This is a genomic window from Pseudoalteromonas sp. G5_S1_14_S5, from assembly GCF_054968605.1.
Window position 1 is genome coordinate 24,537 of record NZ_JBQKUM010000020.1, and the last position, 20,855, is coordinate 45,391.

Consider the following 20,855-nt stretch of genomic DNA (forward strand, 5'->3'; position numbering starts at 1 on the left):
TGTACGGCCAACTCAATATGACCAAATTCACTATGCCACAGATGTAGGTTTCATCCACTCGCCACGAGTCAGACACCGACATCTTTTTACGCCTCGCTCTTTGCTCTAATACGGGCGCAAATTATATAACTCAACTATTAATGGTGGCATGCTCTACAACAACACGCCGCTTACTCTGAATCTCTTCAATTTCACGATAACTGATTTTTTAGGCGAGATAATAACGTACGGTTTCGAGAATAACTTTAGAGGGGAAATGGCAGCCTTTAAACGTTAATAATCAGTAACATGAATGGAATTCAAGCAGAGCTTAACAGACTGTTCAACTTAAGGTGTGTAGCTATCAGGCCTCACATCATGGTACCGTTCGCTTCAAGAAAAGTTACATCTTATCTAAACGCTAAATTCAACAGCCACAATTTACATGTAAATAAGAGGTTCGGGCTTGTTCAACTCTGAATAAAGCTGTCGGCTACGCGACAGCTATTCGTATTTGGTACAAACTCTTTGGTAGCAAAGAGATTGGAATAAGTTTACTAACTAAAATCTCCCGCCAAACTACCACCCTCACATTTGAGTTTTGCGTCCGAAGCAAAGCGTATACAGGCATGGAATGACAATTAACACGACTGGCAGTGAGAATAAGAGTCCGTAGCCTAAGGTTAGAGACATTGGCCCCATGTACACATCAGTGCCGCCAATGCCATAAGCGAGTGGCAATAGTCCAACTACAGTGGTAATCGACGTTAACAGTATTGGTCTTAGTCGGCTGGCGGCAGCTTTAATTACTGCATCTATAACTTGTAAACCTTCCGCTTTGAGTTCATTAATGCGATTTATCAATACCAATGAATTGTTAACCACCACTCCTGTCATACCCAACACACCTATCAGGGCGAACAAAGATAATGGCTGCATGTGAACAAACAGTGCCATCAACGCAGCAACTACCGCAAACGGGATCACTGCCATGATCAATAGTGGCTGTAATAAAGAGCGAAACATAATCGCGAGTACAAAATAGATCCCGACCATAGCCGCAGGGAAAGCGACAAAAAAGCCAGACATAGTGTCACTTGTATTCTCAGCCTCACCGCCAATATCTAAGCGCACACTTGTTCCTGCTTGCTGTACCAATGCTTCTGAAAGTTGTTGGCTTAATTTACCTGAACTTGTCGCTTCATCCACTATTTGCGCACTTACCAGTACTTGACGGTCGCCGTTGTAGTGTAAAAGTTCACGCGGAGCCTGCACCTCTTGCACTTTGGCAAGACGGTTCAGAGGTACTTTAATCCCACTAGGTGTAGTAATCTTTGTCGTTTTCAGACGTTCAAGATTGCGATATTCCTCATCTAATAAAACACGCAAATTCACTTCTTGATCGCCAATCCAAGTTGAGGTGACACTCTCACCATCGAAAGCGATACGCAGCGTGGTCGCTAGGTCTTGAACCGTCAGGTTGTAACGAGCGAGCCATTCATATTGTGGCAGTATTTGCAGTTGTGGATCGGTAAGCTGTTCGTTATTCGTCACCTTATCTAAGCTTGGTTGCTCTTTCATCCAAGCCATGACGAGGCCAACCGCATGATTGCGCTCTGCTTCATTATTACTGATCACACGAATCTCAATAGGCTCGCCCGGAGGAGGCCCACCAGCGTCGACCGTGAATTTCACAAAGTTAATCGCGGGAACGTCTTTCAATTTCTCGTTTAAACTGTCGGCTATCTGATTGGCGGTTCTATCACGTTGCTCAAAGTTGGTCAGCGTCAGTAAACCATTACTTGCCGGGCTGCCATAAGTCATGCGATAAGAAACTAGCTCATTGTCACCAAGCTGCGCAATCGTCTCTTCAAACACTGAATGCGCTTTACGTACCTGTTTTAGCGATGCTCCCGGCGCTACCTCTGTGTATATTTCTATGTATTTTGCCGTTTCGCTTGGGAAGATATCCAGCTTAAGTGTCGTCAATAGTAAGCCACTCCCGGCAAGTGCGAGAACAGCGACCAGCAATACAGACTTTTTCCATTCTAAACAACGAGCTAAAAGAGACTGGTATTGGTTAATCACACGGTTGAAACGTTGTTCTTTTTGTTTTTTCTTCTCTTCTTTCTTTAATGAATTCGCAAGGTGAGCAGGTAACGTAAAGGTACACTCAATCAACGAGAACAGAAGTGCCGCGATAACGGTAATTGGGATCACCATGATCGCCTTCCCCATTGTTCCGGGGATAAAGAACATAGGGATGAACACAAGCGCGGTGGTGGTTAAGCTCGCAATGATAGGACGAATCACGCTTTGCACACCTGATTTTGCCGCGTCTAACGGTGCTTTACCATTTTCACGCTCTTGGTAAATACTCTCGGCAACGATGACCGAGTCATCCACAATAATGCCGATTACCAATAGCATTGCCGCAAGTGTGATGCTGTCTAGATTCATACCAAGTGCTGGCAACACCGCCATGACACCAAGTACACAAAATGGAATAGAAACCGCAACCCAAAAAGCGACCGCACGTTTTAAAATCATGCTTAATACGATCAGAACAAGAACCAGACCGACACCACCGTTGGTTGTGACGATAGAAAACTTATCACTCATATCGTCTGCAAGATTTAAAGAGATAGGAAACGAGAATTGGCCGTTAAGACGCTCGTTTTCGTTTTCAAGCAGCGCTTTCACTCTGTCGATAGTCGAGATGATATCGGCGTTGGCACTCTTCGCTACGGTAAACACAACCGCCCTTTCGCCATTCACCATGCCTAATTCTGTCGCTTTTTCAAACGAGTCAGAAACGTACGCCACATCGCCTAAACGAACGGTTTCCCCAGTAGGTAGCACCTTAATAATGGTGTTAGATAACTCTTTAATGGAGTGAATTTGAGTGAGCGTTACTATGCGTTGTTCGCTGTTCCAAGATTCAACAACGCCGCCAGACAATGAAAGGTTACGTGTATTGATCGCTGATGTTACATCGGCCAAAGCCAGCTGGTAGCGAGATATTTTGGACGGATCAACTTCAATCCAAAACTCTCGCTCGGTAAAACCAGACATTGAAACCGTGCCAACACCTGCAACATTGCGTACTTTCTTCTCTAAATCACGAACGTAAATTTGCAGCTCTGAATTATCAAGCGCTGTTGTAACGCCAAACGTCATCACTTCGAACGAAGAAGTGCTTTTTTGCGCCACAAGCGGTGGGTTAGATATGTCTTTAGGTAGCCCTTGCACCCTATCAACGGCCTGTTGAATGTCACGGACGGTTTGCTGAATGTCGTACCCTTCGTCCAGTTCAATACTGATGTATGACTGACCATCGAATGATTGAGAATTGTACTTTGTCAGTCCCTGCACTGATTTAAGTTCTTTTTCGATTCGATTCGTAATGTTCAACTCAATATCCTGCGCTGATGCGCCTGGGTACTGGGTTGTAATTTCGACTTCAGCAAAGGCAATATCAGGCAATTCTTGAAGCTTTAATATACTCATCGAACCAACACCAATCAGCAGAACCATGATGGTGATAATACGAGCTAAAAAGCTACGCTCTGCGAAGTAAGCAAGAAAGTTATTCATGGTTCATGCCCTACTTATCTGTCGTTGCGTGAATGGACATACCCGGCTTGAAAAGGTGCTGCGCATTATCGATTTCAACATCGACAAAATAGGCAAACGTTGCAGGGTCAAGTTCGACACTAATGCGGTTAATTTTTGCGTCGATACGCTGAGCTGGCTGAGCCTCTGACCAAACTTGGATCGGTTGACCCACGGATAGCTCTTGCAGGTCAAACTCGCTTGCAAGTAAACGAACGTTCAGTCGTTCAATATTGGTGAGTTTGTATAATAAATCCCCTTGATTGACCCAAGTCCCATCATCAACCGAACGCTCGACGACATAGCCATTTATTGCTACGTACACTTGAGTATTCGCAAGATCTAACTGCGCTTTTTCCAGTTCTATTTGAGCCAATGACAAATTCGCTTTTGCGGCAGAAAAGTCGGCTTCTGCCATATCAAGTTCATTCTGAGACAGGCTGTTTTTTGATCGCAATTCTTGATAGCGAGCATAAACCGACTGTTTAATATCTAAGTCTGCTTTGACTAACGCGAGGTTTGCTTTTTGCTTACGCACCTCAAGTTTAAAATCTTGATCTTTAATTGTGGTTAGCTTTTGGCCTTTAGTGACCATATCTCCGGTTTGCCAATTAACGTGCTCTATGACACCACTGACTTCAGAGACGACGTTTAAAGGAGCGGTACTGGTTGTTTTACCGATAAGGTCAACAGCATTGCTATGGGGTGCAAATACCATTGCACTCATCAAGCAGGGTAATAATTGTTTTTTCATCATGGCCTCCCAATTTGTAATGAGGGTAGCGTAAAGTCATGAATGTCGAGTTTTTGTGAAAGTGGGTTTTACTTAACCATTCAAACGAACGCGATTTCACATAAATTCGACATAAAATAGATATGATGAAAACCCTATAATTGAGCACATAATTTAAAAACGAGAGAACTGAGAGAACTCGCCATGCTTGAGAACAGTCGAATTCTAGTCGTTGAAGATAATGAAGAACTGCAAGGGATCTTAGCCGACTTCTTAGAGGTAAAAGGCGCTGAGGCAGATTTCGCAGATAACGGAGAACTTGGATTAAAACTGGCCTTAGAAAGTGAATTTGATGCCATTATTCTCGATGTCATGATGCCTAATAAAGATGGTATGCAAGTCGCTAAGGAACTTAGAGAAAATGGATGTACGACGCCCATCCTTATGCTGACCGCACTAAATGGCCAAGACGACCTAATTATTGGCTTTGGTAACGGTGTCGATGACTTTGTGAGTAAACCCTTCCAATTTCCCGAATTAGAAGTTCGTTTGTCTGCATTGATTAAACGGTTTCGAGGTCAAGTCGCTCCTGCCACTCTATCATTTGGCTCATTAGTCATTGATGAAAAAACCAAGATTATCCAACGGGAAGGACACAAGTTAGCGACTACTCCAGTTATGTACCAAATACTCCTTGAACTGGTAAAAGCACAAGGTGAACTAGTCTCTCGTGATGCTTTAATCCATCAGATATGGGGCTATGATAGCCCTGATAAAGATGTGCTTCGCAGCCATATTTATTTGTTACGTAACACACTTGATAAACCGTTTAAAAAAGCGATGCTAAAAACCGTTCCTAAATTTGGCTTTCGTTTGGAGAATTGATGTTTTTTACCGGGTCGAAAATAGCAGAAAACAACATAGAGAACGTCAAAAAGCGTTTGATCCGCCGGTTTGCAAGCATCGCATTTTCAACCTCCTTTCTGGTTTTTTTGACCTTCTCGTTGAAACTAGCGAAGGAAGAAGATAACCAGATTGCACGCTATTTAAGCTCCTTTGAGGGTTTCGCTCAACAATATTATCAACGAGCCCCCCAAAGTAGTATAGCTGTTAGCCCTAATGTTACTGCCTATTACGACTCTGCTTTTTTACCAGACAACATAAAAATGGAGATGCCATACGCAAAGGACGAAGTTACAAAAGTTCTTCAATACACTGACGATGGCTTTATGGTATACCACTCTACCTTTTTATCGAATAGAAACGAGATCCCCTTGTATCTCACAATAGATACAGTATCGCTCGATTTTGGCGATGAAAATTGGGATGTCTTATTGAGCATATCCACGTTACTAATGCTATTTCTTGTCGGGGTATTAAGCGTTTCGACTAAGCGAATGTTTGATGAACTCATGTCACCAGTAGTCGAGTTGAGCCAACAGCTAAGAGACGAGGAGCGATCGCAGTTTTCAGTGTCGGAAAATACCATTGACGAGATTAAGCAATTGACCAATCACCTCAATAGCTACACACAAATGAAAGAAAGAGTGGTGAAACAAGAAATGATGTTTGCAAAATACGCGAGCCATGAACTGAAAACACCAATTGCGATTATTTCAGGTGCGGCGAACTTACAAGCCATGAAAGAAGCAGACGCAGAATTTCAGGCTAAACAACGCCATAGAATTATTGATGCAGCGGACAACATGCAATCGACCGTTGAGATTTTACTGAGCATTGTCAAACAAGAGAATGCCGCATCTAGCGATGAAGTATGGGCAGTCAGTGAGCAAGATATTTCTATTTCAGAACTCAGTAAAAAGGCAAAACTCGGTGTGGAAGTAACGCTACGTATTGCAGCAGATACCACACTCAATTTCCCGTTGCCTGTACTTAAAATGATGCTGAAAAACATCGTCAATAATTCAATTCGATTTACAGAAAAAGGCTCGATTAACATCTACGTTGCAAGTGACCAAATTTCCGTTCAAGACACAGGTTCCGGGTTATCCGATAAGAATGAAACCGAGCATGGCTTGGGGCTTTTGATTGTAAGGCGCTTATGTCATCTATATGGCTGGTCCTTCAAGTTGAAAGACAACATGAATAGCAAAGGGTGCACTGCGAGTTTAAATCGAACAACAGATAGCTAAAGCTCATGGTAGTCGTTATAAGTCCTGAAATGTTCTAGGCATTTCAGGGCTCGGTACACGTCATCACTAAGTTCGACTCCCCTTCTCACAAAAAAACGCATCTCCTCCTCTGAAATAGACATTTATTCGACATCCCACTTTTTAAAGTTGAGTTCCAATTAATCAGAGATGTTAATCATGAATAAAACGACCCTTTCACTTTCCATTATAAGCTGTTTTGTGAGTTATTCTTCAATTGCGGAGCTGGCGCCAGAAGCTGGATTTGGTGGTGAAATTTCTCTCAATACTGGCTATATGTCTCAAACGTCTAACTTCAATACTGATGTTAAAGATCCACTATCGGATCTTAATTCTGAAGGTGAATCCAATGGGCAAATGCTTGTCGCACCACTAGGACAAATCAATTACACGTTCGGACATCAGTTAGATAAACAGGTATACATCGGTACTTCGCGTGAAGATATCGCCGTTGGTGATTTCGCTTTTGAAATTGGTTATAAACAAGAACTCGAGTCTGGCATGGTGGTTGACGCATCATTTCTTCCTACTGTGGTATCAGGGGAAACATGGAGCGACCCATACGCCATTACCTCCGCACGCCAAGTAACAGACGAAACAGGCAACGCCTATCGATTAAAGCTGGAATCGATTGCCGGTAGTGACTTCACGTTGGATATGGCCTACGCCAACATTGATGTGAAAGATGAAGCATCTGGCTCCGATTTGAGTGCATCAGAGCAAGCTAAACTTCAGCGCGATGGCAGCGTTATGTTCGTTAAAGGTGAGTATAAATATATGCTCAATCAGACGTCAGGTTTGATTCCATCTTTAAGCTACAAAGTACGCTCTGCTGATGGCGAAGCGATGGCCTATAAAAGCTATGGGACAGACATCACCTACTTTAAAGTTTTAGATCGTCATCAGTTTGCACTAACGGCTGGCTACGAAAATCGCAGCTACGATGGATCTAACCCTATGTTTAACGAGACTCGCAGCGATAATGAAGTAAACCTGTTCGCTGCCTATGAGTATGACCAATTTATGGGCTGGGAAGATGTCTCGTTTATCTCGTTCGCAGGTTACGGAAGCAGTTCTTCAAATATTGATTTCTACAATGAGTCGGAATACTTGCTTTCAGCGGGTGTTAATTATAGGTTTTAAAAACAAAAGTACGGCAAGTTAAAATACAACTAGCTATTTTTCTTAAATCATTTAGTGGCACTTTCGAGCGAGAAAGTGCCACGAGTAAAGATTCAATCTGAGAATTTTGGTAAATTAGCAAACCATCAATTACTCGAGAGGGGGCTCTTCCACGCTTGGATAGTGGTATAAATCACAACTGGTTCATACGGGGGAATGTATTGCATAAGGATGTACATTTGCAATATTACAACTTTTCATCCTTTTTCTGTGTGCAGTTTGTAGCTGGTTCAAGTTGTATTGAACCTTTCGCTAGCCATTTCATTTCACCATTTTCATCTTTAATTAATTGTAGTTCGGCCTCGCCATCGACTAATACAATTTGCACACTACGCCGTCTGATCTCATTCGCTCCACCTTTTGCTAAAATCGCGGGGGCCTCACTGGGCTTAAAATAGAAAATATGTAGTTTTTTATTAGCTGGAAGGGACATAGTGGTACCAGTCATGCTTACCTTTGCTTTTCCGATATACGCAGATGCTCCGGGTAAATCATTGTAACTAGGGCATCCCTCAGATGCATCAAATACTTTAAACCTAGCAAAAGCACTTTCATAATCTGAGCTCTTAAGGTTCAGCTTAACTTCTTGTGAAAATTTATCCGATACACACCCAGATATCATAAATAATAACGTTATGACAACTAGTATGGACAACTTTTTGTGCATGATAGAACTCCTGTATTCTGTGTTTGCTTAAAACCAGATACATCATTAGTTGATTAAACATCTAAATCTGGAGGCTAACATGAATATCGTCCAGATTTACAATGAATACAGCTATTTTCCTACTAAAAGGTTAAGAATTAATTTGTGCCATCGACTCGCCTTTCTTGTGACATATAAACAACTAAAGGTATGGAGAAAGTAAAAACGACCTGCAAAGTAACGCCACCATATACAGACTCTCCTTCACTCGATGGAACCGCTGTTGTGATTTCAGTTTGAGGTAACTGCAGGAGCTACTCTCGGCTTAACTCGTGTTTTTGTCCTAAATGGTCAAAGACCGTTAAATTTGCTGCTGCAAAAATTGGAAATGAGCACAAGTAAAGGAAGGTAAGAAGAGTAGTTCTCATTTAAAACCCCATTTAAAAGGGTCACTAAGTTGAGTCTAGTTTAAATTGTACGTATGACTCACCCAACCATGGCTTGATTTGTCTAGAACATTCACTCATACCCGCCCAAACCGTATTTCGACGATCAACAGAGCCTTTTAAATAAAACAAGCTCTTTTACTCCCTCAGTAATCCATTTCCCCGTGTGAATACGTACTGACTGATAAAATTGACAAGAAAGATTGGTCATTTAGTAGCGATATTCCGTGACACTGCATAACCTTTAATCGAACGTAAGTCATTTTGAGAGCCCAACAAACTGCTGTGAGCCGTTATCAATATCGCTAGCCTGTATTGTTTGGCTCTCTAAGTCACTTACTCAATTCATAATCAAGGGAATCGATAATGAGTTTAAATAATCGAAAGTTAAACCCCATGACGGCACTGTCTCCCCTCTTAATGACGTTGGTCATGTTTCCTGTTTCAGCTGAAATCAACCAAGAACAATTCGAATTAGGTAAACAAAAATCTAAGGTGTGTATGACTTGCCATGGTGATGATGGCATTTCAACACAAGACTCATACCCAAACCTTCGTGGGCAAAAAATGGGCTACCTAATCTCATCGTTAAAAGATTACCAAACAAGAGAACGAACCAGTGGACTGGCGGTTCTTATGCAACAACAAGCTGATATTCTCTCGGACCAAGACATCCGAGATATTTCTTATTTCTATTCGAATCTCGGTAGCGAATCAAATTCAGTGAGCGACTCTAGCGCAATCAGCAATTAAAATCCTAGGCAAGGAGCCTTGTTATGGAACAAGTGACAACGCAGTACAGCATTAAGGTGGTGAAACACTTCATTATTGCCTCCCTAACTTGGGCTATTTTAGGCATGATCATCGGTGTGATTCTCGCCGCACAGCTGTATTGGCCCATCTTAAACTTCGACTCAGAGTACTTTCAATTCGGTAGGCTCCGTCCCTTACACACCTCTGGCGTTATATACGGGTTTGTCGTCAATCTATTGATGGGGACATCGTTGTACATTGCTCAGCGAACTGGGCATTGTGAGCTCTTCAATAAGAGCTTGTCGTGGATGGTGTTCTGGGGCTGGCAGCTCGTGTTACTACTGGCGCTCATCTCTCTGCCTGCTGGTTACACCACGTCAAAAGAGTACGCAGAACTAGAATGGCCAATTGATTTACTTATCGTACTTGTTTGGGTACTTTATGCTGTGTTGTTCTTTGGCACGATAGCCAAACGAAAAGTCGACCACATCTTTGTTGCAAACTGGTTCTTTGCAGCGTTTATTATCGTGATCGCGATGATTTTCATCGTTAACAATCTCGCAATGCCCGTTTCGGCAATAAAGTCCTATTCTGTCTTCGCAGGAGCTCAAGACGCCATTGTACAATGGTGGTGGGGACATAACGCTGTAGGGTTCTTACTGACGGCTGGCGTCATCGGTATGAACTACTATTTTATACCCAAAGCGGCTGACCGCCCTATTTATTCTTACCGATTGTCCGTGATTCACTTCTGGGGCTTAGTTGGCTTCTACACTTGGGCGGGAACTCACCACCTCGTCTACTCTTCCGTTCCGGTGTGGGTACAAAACATTGGTATCGTAATGTCACTGATCCTATGGTTACCATCTTGGGCGGGTGCGTTTAACAGCGCGATGACTCTACTGCAAAACAAAGAGAAACTTAAATCGGACTACATTCTCCTATTCTTCTTTTCGGCGATTCTCTACTACTGCTTAGCGACATTCGAGGGCCCACTGCTCGCGATTCGTTGGTTCAACATGGTTGCACACAACACCGAATGGATCATTGGTCATGTACACTCTGGCGCGCTCGGCTGGGTGGGCATGTCTGGTATCGCTGTCTTCTACTACTTTATTCCGCGATTGTGGGGAAAAACCGACCTCTGGTCACCAAATCTTTTGAAGTGGCATTTCTGGCTCGCACACGCTGGTGTGGCTATCTATGCTATCGCGCTTTGGGTAGCTGGCGTTGGTGAAGGCTTTATGTGGCTCACTCAAAATGACAACGGCGAACTCGTATATAGCTTTGTGCAAGCTATGGACTTCAAAGCACCTTGGCTATTCCTGCGCTTCTTTGGTGGCACTCTATTCGTTCTTGGCTTGTTCTTAATGGCACTGAACCTTTACAAAACGGTGCGTATGCCAGCAGAGATTGATGTTAAACGCACAGCAAATGGGGAGGCATAAATCATGAGTAAAGACTTTACCCACTCGTTGGTCATTCTAATTTTGACCACCGTAGTCGTCGCCTCTTTCTCACTGGTAGTTTGGGTGGTCCCAAACATCGTTCGAGGTGATGATATTGCTAAAAACAGCCTCGCTGTACCGTTAACCGCTATTGAGCTAGCCGGTCGAGATATTTACATCAGCGAAGGCTGTCACGTCTGTCATACACAGATGGTGCGTCCTCTTGATCCAGAAATAAAACGTAACGGACGTCCAAACAAAGAAGCAGACGATATCTATGAATTTCCTAACTTGTGGGGTTCTAAACGTACCGGACCTGACCTAACCAATTTAGCAAGAAAGTACTCTGACCAATGGCACGTGTTACACCTAATCAACCCTCGACAAGTCGTGCCTACTTCTATTATGCCATCATACCCTTGGCTGTTTGAACAAACGCTCACAGGAGATGAAATCAGCGCGAAAATGGAGGTATTACGTACGCTAGGTGTTCCGTATACCGACCAAGAAATTGGTGATGCAAGACTACAAGTTAGAGGAAAAACCAAAGGCGAAGCCTTAATCCGATACCTGCAAAGCCTAGGTAAAGATACGTCACAGGAGGTATCACAATGAGCACATTTTGGAACTTATGGGCGGCAATTTTAACCGTAATATTCTTTGTTCTAATGGTATCCGTTGTCATTAAATATTGGCGTAGTAATCACAAGGCCGACGAAGACCACACCGTTGGCACCTTCGACGGTATTGAAGAGAAAGATGCACCGCCACCTAAATTACTGTTTGTCAGTTATGCCGTCGCTTTCTCGCTCTCCGCAGGCTACCTCGTGCTATACCCTGGGGTCGGAGAATGGAAAGGCTTAGTCAATTGGCAGCAAAGCGACGATAAACTCAGTTCGCCTACCACAACCCTTGAGGAGCAGTTTGCACAAACAAGTGAAACCACTTTAGCTGGGTTAGCAGAGGTACCTGAGATCGTAAACAGTGGTAAGATCTTATTCCAAACCCATTGTGCTGCTTGTCACCGAGACAACGCTCAAGGGCAAAAGCACTTCCCTAACTTGATCGACCAAGAATGGTTATATGGTGGCAGTGACGAGGCCCTTATTCATTCAATTGCCAAAGGGCGAAATGGCGCGATGCCAGGTTGGAGTGAAATCATGCGCCCGGATGAAGTGGCAAAAGTCTCTTACTACCTAGCGTCCTTGAATCAACGCCACACCGATGTCCCTGAGGTTAAGGTCGAATTGGGTAAAAACTTGTTCGTCCAATACTGTTCTTCTTGTCACGCTGATGGCACGGTTGCCAATCCTGAGCTTGGCATTCCTGATCTATCCGATGATAAATGGTTACACGGGGGCAGCATTGAAGAGATTCAACATACTATCAACTATGGCTTAAATAACCTGATGCCAGCGTTTGATAACCAACTTACCGAAAACGAGATACTGGCTTTAGGCGCCTACATCCGACATGCAGGAGATGCTGAACAACAAAGGGTTGCAAGCTTAAACGCAGAGTCTGTTGAGCGCGGGGAGTACTTGGCGCATGCTGGCGACTGTGTCGCTTGTCACAGCGCAGAAGGTGGTGAACCCTTTGCGGGAGGTCTACCCTTTGTCACTCCTTTCGGCACAGTTTATTCAACCAACATAACGCCTCACACTACCGAAGGTATCGGAACCTATGATTTCGATGACTTCAGAGCCGCTTTGGTTGATGGCAAAGGTAAAGATGGATACTTGTACCCTGCTATGCCTTACACCTCGTATCAATATCTGACCGATCAAGACATGGTCGATTTATGGGAGTACATGCAATCCATCACAGCTGTACCAAGACGCAATGACGACAACAGCATGATGTTCCCGTCTAATATTCGCCTAGGCCTGCTTGGTTGGAATATCGTATTCATGGATACCGATCCGGTCGACTATCAAGTACCAGAGGAACTCAGAGATAAGGTTGATGACGTCAATAAATGGCAACAAGGTAAATATTGGGTTGCAGGGCTCGGTCACTGTTCTGAATGTCACACGCCGCGTAATATTGCCCAGGCATTGATACCAGAGCGTATTTTCCAAGGTAACTTAATCGATGGTTGGAATGCTCCTGATATCACTGCAAACGAGCTGTACATCGATGGTTGGGATGAGAAAACACTTACCGACTTCCTACACACAGGTCACTCAGACAAAGGCACGGCTTTCGCTGGTATGGCTGACGTAGTAAAAAACAGCCTAAGTTTGATGACGCGCGAAGATATTGAATCAATGTCGTACTACTTACTTAGTGGTGATACCAACAACACCATAAGTAGTGACGCGGTACCGTTGGAGCCGAAAGGCTTTGATGAAGAGTCATACGCCGCCGAAATCTACACGACTTATCGTCAAACTTGTGGTGCATGTCATGGTGATGATGGTAAAGGGCGAGACCCTATCGCTCCTACTCTGTTGAACAATGGTATCATCATGCACAGCGATCCATTCAACACCATTGCGGTAACGGTCAGGGGCTTACAACCTACGTATCTCGACAAAGACAGAAACTTCATGCCAATGGCGAGCTTTGAAGATGTCTTATCGGATCAAAGACTCTCCGAGCTAATCACTTTCGTCCGATTGCATTTAGGTAATAGAGACGAACCAGTCACAGCAGAGCATGTTCGAGAAGTGAGGGAAACTCTAGAAGCGGCGGGTTACGCTGGCGGCTTACATACTACACCAGACATGTATGACCGAAGAGATAACACCATCCACATCCGTTAGCATTAGCTCAATTTATCGAATCTTAAAAAAGGAGACCTTAGTGTCTCCTTTTATTTTGCGTTTCAAGTGCCCGTTGTCACTACAACACAATTGTAACTAGCTGATTACACGATTAAGTAGACTTGCACATAATGAGATCAATCTCGCAGAACAAAAATGACACCAAGTGCATAATACGCAAAATTTTATAGTGAGTTACTAAGGACTGATATGGATACAACTACACTCATCTACGAGACGTTGGAAGGTCTATCGAGCGCGAAGCCACAGCAACACGCTCAAATCCGCCAAAATCTATATAACCATCTAGATCTATCATTTGAGAAGCAGTTGGCCTTGTATTCATCCGTTCTTGGCCCAGCAAGTGCTGGTAGATTGACCGATTTAGACAGTGCGGTAATGTCTGCGCGCAAGATTGTTGGCTTAGGTGACAACTAATCTGTCTTCCAAGTGAATTTTGAAAAAACGCTGCCTTATGCAGCGTTTTTTATGCTTCAATTTGCCGCAGGTACAACTTACCACTGCTACCCATTCTCAACGCTCTATCCGGACGAATAGCAATTTAGAGTAATAACCTCGAGCGTTGATAAGTGCAATTTGTCGAAATTTTCAAGTTGCGACCATTCTCATTTGGTTAATCTTATGTTCCATTTTTAACAGGTGTGTAACGACAATAATGGCGCTAATGTTAGTAGCACGTTAACCACACAGCGGATGGAAGAATGATGAGAGTACTTATTGAATACACACAGACAGGCAAATATCGTGATCAAGCTTGGGAAGCACTAACCATTCGCTCGAAAGGCGAGATTCAAGCTGTGACCCCATCTTACGCGGCTCAACTAATCGAACAAAATCGCGCCTGCTTAACCACAACAGAACATCAAGATATCGTCATCCAACCTTAATGGCTTATTGAGCTACCCCTCCTAGTTCCTTAAATCGAATAGTTCGATGACCTAGCAAAAACGCTACACGGATGCAGCGTTTTCTTTTTTCTAACGTCGCTTATTTTTAACGCCTTTATTTCAGATAAGGCTAGCGAAATTACTTTGGCAGATTCTCTAATGCTTCAACCATGGTCATCAGTTTGTCTACGATTCTTTCACCGTCTGCTCGTAAGCCGTTGTGCTCGTATTCATTAGTGATCCACGCTTTTGAGTTTGGAATGTTCGCCAGTGTTTCACGGCTGTAATCCAGTTCAACGTACATATCGTCGGCATAAACAGCACACGCCATTGGCACAGTATTCTTGCCAAGCAGCTCTGCGTTGTACAAAGTACCCCAATCTGACTTCTCAGCTAAGATATTCGCAGCTTCACGCAGTGGCTTCAAAGTTTCTAGTTGATCAAACATCCATGGGTAGACCATCTCGCCAGTAAACCAGAACTCACCATCCGATTGATAGTTAAAGTGTGGATACTGCTCGCGAACTCGGTGAGCCGACCAATTTGATGCAGTCCCTTGGCAATAGATCGATTCATGCAAAATCGCATAGATTGGGTTGGTTAAGTAACCCTGCTCTTGTTGCATTTGATTTAAGAAGCTGTAGCTCAGCTGCTTTTTACCATTTGCTTCAACAAACGCACTCTCTAATGTGAAGTACATAGGAAGGTTTGCTGCGCCAGCACCAAGGTTAATACCAATCAATTGGAATTGTTCAACAGTAAATACCTGACCATTTGGTAACTTCACCTCATTGTTAAGCAGGTAATCAGAGATCTCACGGCACATGGCTTGTGCTTGTGGGAATTGGGCAAAGAAGGCTCTGTTTTTATCTTCAACACGCTTATAGGTCGCGCGGTAGACATCGTCAGCTTCACGTTCAATCGACGGAATACCACCCGTCACATAGCAGCGCTGTAAGCTTTGTGGGAACAACGATAGGTAGCTCAGTGTACAGAAACCACCAAAACTCTGGCCAATTGTCGACCACTGCTGCACACCAAATTGCTCACGAATCGCTTCGGCATCACGAACAATGTTGTCAGCTCTAAAATGCGTTAGATATTCAGCTTGTTGTTCTGGAGAAAGATGCGCCAAGGTTTCATGGCTGATTACCGTGCTATTGCCGGTGCCGCGCTGATCGAGAAGCAGAACGCGGTAGTTTTGTAACGCACGTTTCATCCAACCGGATTCTCCATTCACACGTGGTGAAGGAAAGCCTGGGCCACCCTGAAAGTAAATAAGCCACGGCAGCTCTTGGCTGTCTTTTACTAGATCGACCACTTCACGAGCAAAGACTTGAATCTGCTGTCCATCTTTCGCTTGGTAATCGAGCGGTAGTTCAAAATAGTGCTGACGATACAGGGTGGTTCCATCTATAAACTTAGCTTGCACGCTTCATTCCTTTTTATCTGATTCTAATGTCATCGGTACGAATAAAAGTGTCGCCCTATGGCACACATAGGTAGCAAGATACGCATAGTAGGCCGTAAATAAAACCGTTTGTTTATCATGAATGTGAATGTGCTTCAGTTGATCGCTCAAGGAGTGTTCATATCGTTACAACCTGTGTCAAAACAGCGTGTTTTTGAGGCTTTATCAAGGGATGAGTAAATAAAGAAGCAGAAAAATAAAAAGAGCTTAACGAGGTGAGGATACGTTAAGCTCTTTTGGTGTTATCTGATGTTTATGTTGCGCTAAATTCAATCCGCTATGAGGCTACTAGCTCTCCTGCCCCTTGAATTGAACGCTGGCTATTTTCAACGAGAATCGCTGTGGCGGTTTCTTTTAATGTCGCCCACTCTGCGTCGTTGACCTCAATGCCATCACGCCACGCCTCTTCTTGTGTCTTAAATAGCGACTCGGACGTGACATGCGTTTGGTAGCCATCTGACAAGCGTTCGATATCGAAATCCTGGAGGGAAAGTTCGATGGTCATATTATGGATATATTCGTCCGATGTCAGAGGCAAATCTGATAAAAACAGCTCTGGAGCAACGCAACCACGGTTAAGCACATACAAGGTGCTCTTAGGGTTTGAGCCATTGTCCCAACGTGCAGTGCACGCAATACCTTTCGCTGCTAGTTTTACAAGCTCACTGTAAGCTAACCAGCGGTTGTGGCAGTTGTTTAGCTCAATCTTAAGCGATTTGTTACCGACCATTTTTTCAATCGCGTAATCCATCACGACAGGAAGGTGACACGCCAAGCTTGCCTTATGTAAGTCAACTTCGACCGTGTTATCGCTTGTCAATTGAATATCAACTGGACAGTCGTCCTCTAGGCCGATAAAGTTGCTCGCATTATTAAAATGACGCACACCATCCAAGCCTACCATTTGCAAATCAGCCACCATGTTGGCTATCACATCGGCTTCACCACATGTACGGCGCATCCCTAAAAAGGCTTTGTTGACGGCCGCGACCAATTCATTGTGAGAAACGATCATAGCGATTTATCTCCATGTTGAGCATTGATATGTGTAGGAACGTTGTGTGAGCCAGCAAGCTCCGCTTCACTCGGCAACAGTGGGAATACCCACTCGTCCTGATGAATTTCGTCAAGCAACGGCGCCCCTTGGAAGAAGGTCACGCGAACCCAACGATCTGAGCGCGGATCAAACTTAGTTGCACCAAACATCGCTAACTTGCAACGTAACAAATGCATCGGCAGCGACTCTTTATGAAGCACATTCATTTGAATGTCGCCCATCGCTTTGTTGCCAAGCGTCCATACGCGGCGCGCTATAGCACGATGCTGCGGCTGTTTTACCAAGAACTCAGCTAATGAGAGCTCTGGGGGAAACTGCAGTAAAGCATGGTACAAGCGATAAGCTTGACGACCGATATCCAACGGTAACTCACGCTCTTCACCCAGTTCTTCACCTCGAACACCGAGCCTTGGCTCTTCTTTATCTTGAGAGCGATACCAGAACCAGTAGTTGTTTTCTGCTTTAGTAAAGTCGGTTGTGATTGCCCAGCGGTACTTCTCTTCTAAGATCACCAACAGATCTTGTATTTTCTTACCACTAGGAAGTGACAGTGTCTCGCTACAGTTCATCTGCTCCTGATGGGCGTCCACTAAATCCGGGTACAACTCCATCAAGCATGAGATAAGGATTTCTTGGGCTTCCATACTCATGTGCTTAGATTGCTCGACAAATTCACCCCATGTTTCACATCGGTTGACTAAAACATCTAACGTTTGTTCTGCATTTTTCAACTCAGTGACAGCAGCTTTGTTAATCCCTTGCTGATTTTCATTGATAGTAACGACTTGTTCTAAATGACAAATCGCTTTTTTAACTAATGTACGTAGTGGCTCGATGAACGTCGTATCCGTGTGATTAGCCAACACGTCAGATAGTGCATGTTCACGGGTTGTCATCCATTGGTCGACAATACTTGGGTGGTTAATCAAATATGGCGCCATGCCTAAACCAGTAGCATTTCCCACACCTAGATAGCGTTGTAAACCTCTATGCAAGGTAATTGCTTGTTCACCACCTTGTTGCTCTGCTAGGTAATGAACCCAATCTAGGCTGAATTCACGCAGCATGTATACCGCACACATTTGAGCGCTAAACGACTGATTGAAATCTGGATTGGTCTCTAAAATCTTGAAGTCAGCAATACCGAACTTACCATTGCCATAAACCGCAGTCGTTCTCAGGATGTAGCCCACTTCCGCTAACTCTTTTGGCGTTGGTTGAGCCCCTTTAGCCAAGTGACTCACTATGTGTTCAAACACACGTACGCTTTTGTTAGCACGCGCTAAAACAAGCACATTGTTAGGGTTACGGCCTGCTTCTTGTAGCGGTACATTCGCACGAAGTCTCTCAAGTAGAGCGACATCCACATCACCAAGAACCAGAGCAAATGTTACGTCCCACTTTTCAGCAATTACACGGTCATTTCGCTCGTCGTCTGCAATCTCATCGCAGAACACAACCAAATGATAAACATGGTTTGACGTCTGTAGCTTATAGATAGCATGACCATACCCTTGAGAGTCTAATTGCCACTCATGCTTGGTCACTTTCCATTGTTGTTGCGCCATTTTACGAATCAAAGTTCTTACGAAGCTGATGCGTGTTTGGTGCATAGCACCTAGTCTTTCCGGTGCCATGACGACCGTTGCGTCACGTAGTGCTGATTCAGTGTAAATAGAACGATGTGCATCCATTTTGCTCACCACCTTTGTAGTTATAAGGGTTTTGCTAGCCATTCAGAACCGATCGTTGCTGTCTTTTGAAGCATTTCAAGCGACAGTATGTTGGTTAGCTTTCACGTTTTTAATCGTTATTGATGTTATCGAGGCAAGCGAACTCACCCCCTTATTATTTGTCCTGACTAGATCTCTTGACCTAAATAGTTTGCCGTCCGATGTATCTTCACCAGTACGTGGTTTCTCTTCCTTTCGGAATCTGGTATCAGCCTAATTTCAAAGGCTGATACCTTGTTTCTCTTGAATTTTTAGAGAGCTTTTCTCAGCAGCTTCAAAGACTCTGCTCTTCTACAAACCCTGCTCTTTCGCCATCTTGATTGCGATTTGAGGCGCATTCCAAAGCGATGGCAGTAAGATCAAAGACACCGGAACCGCTGTAATCACGATGAAAGATTGCAGTGCTGAAATACCACCAGAGCCTAGAGAAATCAGAATCAATGCAGTTATGCCCATCATCACGCCCCAGAAAGTACGGATGATTGCATTCGGTTCTGTCTCACCACTGATCACAACACTGATGGTGTAAGTCATTGAGTCGCCCGTCGTTACGATGAAAATCGTGGTTAAGATCAGGAACAAGATAGAGATAAGCATCGGCATTGGTAGTTGCTGAGTTACCGCTAGTAGAACTCCTGGTAAATTAAAGCCTTCAAACGCTTTACTTACGCTGCCTGGATCTGCGATTTCAAACGCAAGACCAGAGCCACCAACAATCGTGAACCAGAAACAAGTAACAAACGGTGCAACTAAGCTTATGGTTGAAACCAGTTGACGAATACTCCGACCGCGTGAGATACGTGCGATGAAGATTGCCATCATTGGGCCATAACCTAAGAACCAACCCCAGAAGAACACGGTCCACCAGCTCAACCAACCTTCGTCACCACGGTATGTCGCCATTGGGATGAAGTTATCGATCATGCTACCTACACCTTGAATGTAGCTGTTAAAGATAAAGTTTGTAGGACCGAAGATCAGGATGTAGACCATCAATGCCATTGCCAAAATCACGTTGTAACGGCTTAGCATTTGCATTCCGCGGTTTAGACCGCTAAGTGCCGACATTGTGTATAGAACGATAGCGAACAAGATGATGATCAGCTGCGTCGTGAAGCCATCTGGAATCTCGAACAATGCATTCAGTGCATAGCTCACCTGCAAGCCCAAGAACCCGATAGGACCAATGGTGCCCGCCGCTACAGCGACAATACAACATGCATCAATCAGAGCACCTGTGTGACCTTTAAGTGCACGCTCGCCCAATACCGGGTAAAGCAAAATACGAGGTTTAAGCGGCAAGCTCTTGTCATAGTGAAGGTGCATAACCACAATAGACGTTAAGCTACCTACGATTGCCCATGCTAGGAAACCCCAGTGCATGAAAGATTGTGATAAAGCGTTCACAGCACCTTGCTGTGCGTTCTCTTGTGCACCGTACAATGGTGGTGGACTAACGTAGTGAGCAATCGGCTCTGCTGCAGCCCAAAATACGCCGCCACCCGCAAGTAACGTACAGAAGATGATCGCCATCCAACGGAAACCGCCCATTTCAGGTTTCGCGATGCCGCCAAGGATAACCTTACCTGTTCGCCCTGCCGCTAGGCCAAGACCAATAATAAAGGTCAGAAGAAGAAGCATTTGCCAGTAAGGACCAAATACTTTTACCGACCACGCAAAGCCCGTGTTTACCAGGCTTGATAATAGCTCGCCGTCAAATAAAGCAAGTGTCACGAACAGAGCGATAAAGCCGCCGCTGTACCAAAGTGCTGGGTTGGATAACCCTAATTTGTCTGACGTAGATTCAGACTGGTTTGTGTTGCTCTTTGCATTACTTGTTGTGTGTGCTTGACCCGCATTTACGCTTGGAGATTCCACGCTATTGGTTAAATCAGACATACTCTGACTCCAGAGGTTTCTTTGCAGCTGTCATAAAAATGATGAC

General features: G+C 44.2%; 16 protein-coding genes. 9 read left to right on the forward strand and 7 right to left on the reverse strand.

Going from position 1 to position 20,855, the window contains the following annotated elements; all coding sequences use genetic code 11:
* Positions 1-567 precede the first annotated feature (567 nt).
* Together ACTRWI_RS08200 and ACTRWI_RS08205 are read right to left on the reverse strand one after the other, a co-directional pair.
* Positions 568-3,576 (reverse strand): efflux RND transporter permease subunit, encoded by a 3,009-nt coding sequence (locus ACTRWI_RS08200; protein WP_499130429.1) that lies wholly within the window; start codon positions 3,574-3,576, stop codon positions 568-570.
* Between the two features lie 10 nt (positions 3,577-3,586).
* Positions 3,587-4,348, reverse strand: coding sequence for an efflux RND transporter periplasmic adaptor subunit (locus ACTRWI_RS08205; RefSeq protein WP_499130430.1), 762 nt, complete (start codon positions 4,346-4,348; stop codon positions 3,587-3,589).
* A 183-nt stretch (positions 4,349-4,531) separates the two neighbouring features.
* Here ACTRWI_RS08205 and ACTRWI_RS08210 point away from each other — a divergent pair, with 183 nt between their 5' ends.
* The 3 genes from ACTRWI_RS08210 to ACTRWI_RS08220 all read left to right on the forward strand — a co-directional run bounded on the left by ACTRWI_RS08210 (position 4,532) and on the right by ACTRWI_RS08220 (position 7,641).
* Complete coding sequence (locus ACTRWI_RS08210; RefSeq protein WP_499130431.1) at positions 4,532-5,212, forward strand: response regulator transcription factor; 681 nt, start codon at positions 4,532-4,534, stop codon at positions 5,210-5,212.
* Positions 5,212-6,480, forward strand: coding sequence for a histidine kinase dimerization/phospho-acceptor domain-containing protein (locus ACTRWI_RS08215; protein WP_499130432.1), 1,269 nt, complete (start codon positions 5,212-5,214; stop codon positions 6,478-6,480). Before ACTRWI_RS08210 ends, ACTRWI_RS08215 begins: the two co-directional genes overlap by 1 nt.
* A 219-nt stretch (positions 6,481-6,699) precedes the next feature.
* Positions 6,700-7,641 carry a DUF2860 domain-containing protein gene (locus ACTRWI_RS08220; RefSeq protein WP_499130434.1) on the forward strand — a complete coding sequence of 314 codons (942 nt, stop codon included), beginning with the start codon at positions 6,700-6,702 and terminating at the stop codon, positions 7,639-7,641.
* A gap of 226 nt (positions 7,642-7,867) precedes the next feature.
* On the opposite strand, the gene ACTRWI_RS08225 is transcribed toward ACTRWI_RS08220, so the two are convergent.
* Positions 7,868-8,347, reverse strand: coding sequence for a hypothetical protein (locus ACTRWI_RS08225; RefSeq protein ID WP_499130435.1), 480 nt, complete (start codon positions 8,345-8,347; stop codon positions 7,868-7,870).
* Positions 8,348-9,138: 791 nt separating this feature from the next.
* Between ACTRWI_RS08225 and ACTRWI_RS08230 the strand changes: the two genes are divergently transcribed.
* The 6 genes from ACTRWI_RS08230 (at position 9,139) to ACTRWI_RS08255 (ending at position 14,649) form a co-directional block, all read left to right on the forward strand.
* Positions 9,139-9,525: a c-type cytochrome gene (locus ACTRWI_RS08230; protein WP_499130437.1), complete on the forward strand. Its 387-nt coding sequence runs from the start codon at positions 9,139-9,141 to the stop codon at positions 9,523-9,525.
* A gap of 23 nt (positions 9,526-9,548) precedes the next feature.
* The gene (gene ccoN / locus ACTRWI_RS08235) at positions 9,549-10,973 is read left to right on the forward strand and encodes a cytochrome-c oxidase, cbb3-type subunit I (protein WP_499130439.1); all 1,425 of its coding nucleotides are present in this window, start codon (positions 9,549-9,551) and stop codon (positions 10,971-10,973) included.
* Positions 10,974-10,976: 3 nt separating this feature from the next.
* Complete coding sequence (locus ACTRWI_RS08240) at positions 10,977-11,588, forward strand: cbb3-type cytochrome c oxidase subunit II (RefSeq protein WP_499130440.1); 612 nt, start codon at positions 10,977-10,979, stop codon at positions 11,586-11,588.
* The gene (locus tag ACTRWI_RS08245) at positions 11,585-13,741 is read left to right on the forward strand and encodes a c-type cytochrome (RefSeq protein WP_499130442.1); all 2,157 of its coding nucleotides are present in this window, start codon (positions 11,585-11,587) and stop codon (positions 13,739-13,741) included. The genes ACTRWI_RS08240 and ACTRWI_RS08245 overlap by 4 nt, the downstream gene beginning before the upstream one ends.
* A gap of 210 nt (positions 13,742-13,951) precedes the next feature.
* Positions 13,952-14,179: a PAS factor family protein gene (locus ACTRWI_RS08250; RefSeq protein ID WP_499130444.1), complete on the forward strand. Its 228-nt coding sequence runs from the start codon at positions 13,952-13,954 to the stop codon at positions 14,177-14,179.
* Between the two features lie 284 nt (positions 14,180-14,463).
* Positions 14,464-14,649: a hypothetical protein gene (locus ACTRWI_RS08255; RefSeq protein ID WP_499130446.1), complete on the forward strand. Its 186-nt coding sequence runs from the start codon at positions 14,464-14,466 to the stop codon at positions 14,647-14,649.
* A 139-nt stretch (positions 14,650-14,788) separates the two neighbouring features.
* On the opposite strand, the gene ACTRWI_RS08260 is transcribed toward ACTRWI_RS08255, so the two are convergent.
* The 4 genes from ACTRWI_RS08260 to ACTRWI_RS08275 all read right to left on the reverse strand — a co-directional run bounded on the left by ACTRWI_RS08260 (position 14,789) and on the right by ACTRWI_RS08275 (position 20,809).
* Positions 14,789-16,081 carry an alpha/beta fold hydrolase gene (locus tag ACTRWI_RS08260; RefSeq protein ID WP_499130448.1) on the reverse strand — a complete coding sequence of 431 codons (1,293 nt, stop codon included), beginning with the start codon at positions 16,079-16,081 and terminating at the stop codon, positions 14,789-14,791.
* Between the two features lie 316 nt (positions 16,082-16,397).
* A complete protein-coding gene (locus ACTRWI_RS08265; protein WP_499130450.1) occupies positions 16,398-17,135 on the reverse strand; it encodes a DUF3726 domain-containing protein in 738 nt (245 codons plus the stop codon).
* Entirely contained in the window at positions 17,132-18,871 is a 1,740-nt protein-coding gene (locus tag ACTRWI_RS08270) for a hypothetical protein (protein WP_499130452.1), read from the reverse strand. The genes ACTRWI_RS08265 and ACTRWI_RS08270 overlap by 4 nt, the downstream gene beginning before the upstream one ends.
* 330 nt (positions 18,872-19,201) lie before the next feature.
* The gene (locus ACTRWI_RS08275) at positions 19,202-20,809 is read right to left on the reverse strand and encodes a BCCT family transporter (RefSeq protein ID WP_499130453.1); all 1,608 of its coding nucleotides are present in this window, start codon (positions 20,807-20,809) and stop codon (positions 19,202-19,204) included.
* Positions 20,810-20,855 lie beyond the last annotated feature (46 nt).

Excerpts from the sequence above, each read along its gene's own strand:
- ACTRWI_RS08250 (WP_499130444.1), top strand. The coding sequence starts at position 13,952 with ATGGATACAACTACACTCATCTACGAGACGTTGGAAGGTCTATCGAGC.
- ACTRWI_RS08270 (WP_499130452.1), bottom strand. The coding sequence starts at position 18,871 with ATGGATGCACATCGTTCTATTTACACTGAATCAGCACTACGTGACGCA.
- ACTRWI_RS08205 (WP_499130430.1), bottom strand. The coding sequence starts at position 4,348 with ATGAAAAAACAATTATTACCCTGCTTGATGAGTGCAATGGTATTTGCA.
- ACTRWI_RS08210 (WP_499130431.1), top strand. The coding sequence starts at position 4,532 with ATGCTTGAGAACAGTCGAATTCTAGTCGTTGAAGATAATGAAGAACTG.
- ACTRWI_RS08215 (WP_499130432.1), top strand. The coding sequence starts at position 5,212 with ATGTTTTTTACCGGGTCGAAAATAGCAGAAAACAACATAGAGAACGTC.
- ACTRWI_RS08240 (WP_499130440.1), top strand. The coding sequence starts at position 10,977 with ATGAGTAAAGACTTTACCCACTCGTTGGTCATTCTAATTTTGACCACC.
- ACTRWI_RS08275 (WP_499130453.1), bottom strand. The coding sequence starts at position 20,809 with ATGTCTGATTTAACCAATAGCGTGGAATCTCCAAGCGTAAATGCGGGT.
- ACTRWI_RS08230 (WP_499130437.1), top strand. The coding sequence starts at position 9,139 with ATGAGTTTAAATAATCGAAAGTTAAACCCCATGACGGCACTGTCTCCC.
- ACTRWI_RS08265 (WP_499130450.1), bottom strand. The coding sequence starts at position 17,135 with ATGATCGTTTCTCACAATGAATTGGTCGCGGCCGTCAACAAAGCCTTT.
- ACTRWI_RS08225 (WP_499130435.1), bottom strand. The coding sequence starts at position 8,347 with ATGCACAAAAAGTTGTCCATACTAGTTGTCATAACGTTATTATTTATG.
- ccoN (WP_499130439.1), top strand. The coding sequence starts at position 9,549 with ATGGAACAAGTGACAACGCAGTACAGCATTAAGGTGGTGAAACACTTC.
- ACTRWI_RS08200 (WP_499130429.1), bottom strand. The coding sequence starts at position 3,576 with ATGAATAACTTTCTTGCTTACTTCGCAGAGCGTAGCTTTTTAGCTCGT.
- ACTRWI_RS08245 (WP_499130442.1), top strand. The coding sequence starts at position 11,585 with ATGAGCACATTTTGGAACTTATGGGCGGCAATTTTAACCGTAATATTC.
- ACTRWI_RS08255 (WP_499130446.1), top strand. The coding sequence starts at position 14,464 with ATGATGAGAGTACTTATTGAATACACACAGACAGGCAAATATCGTGAT.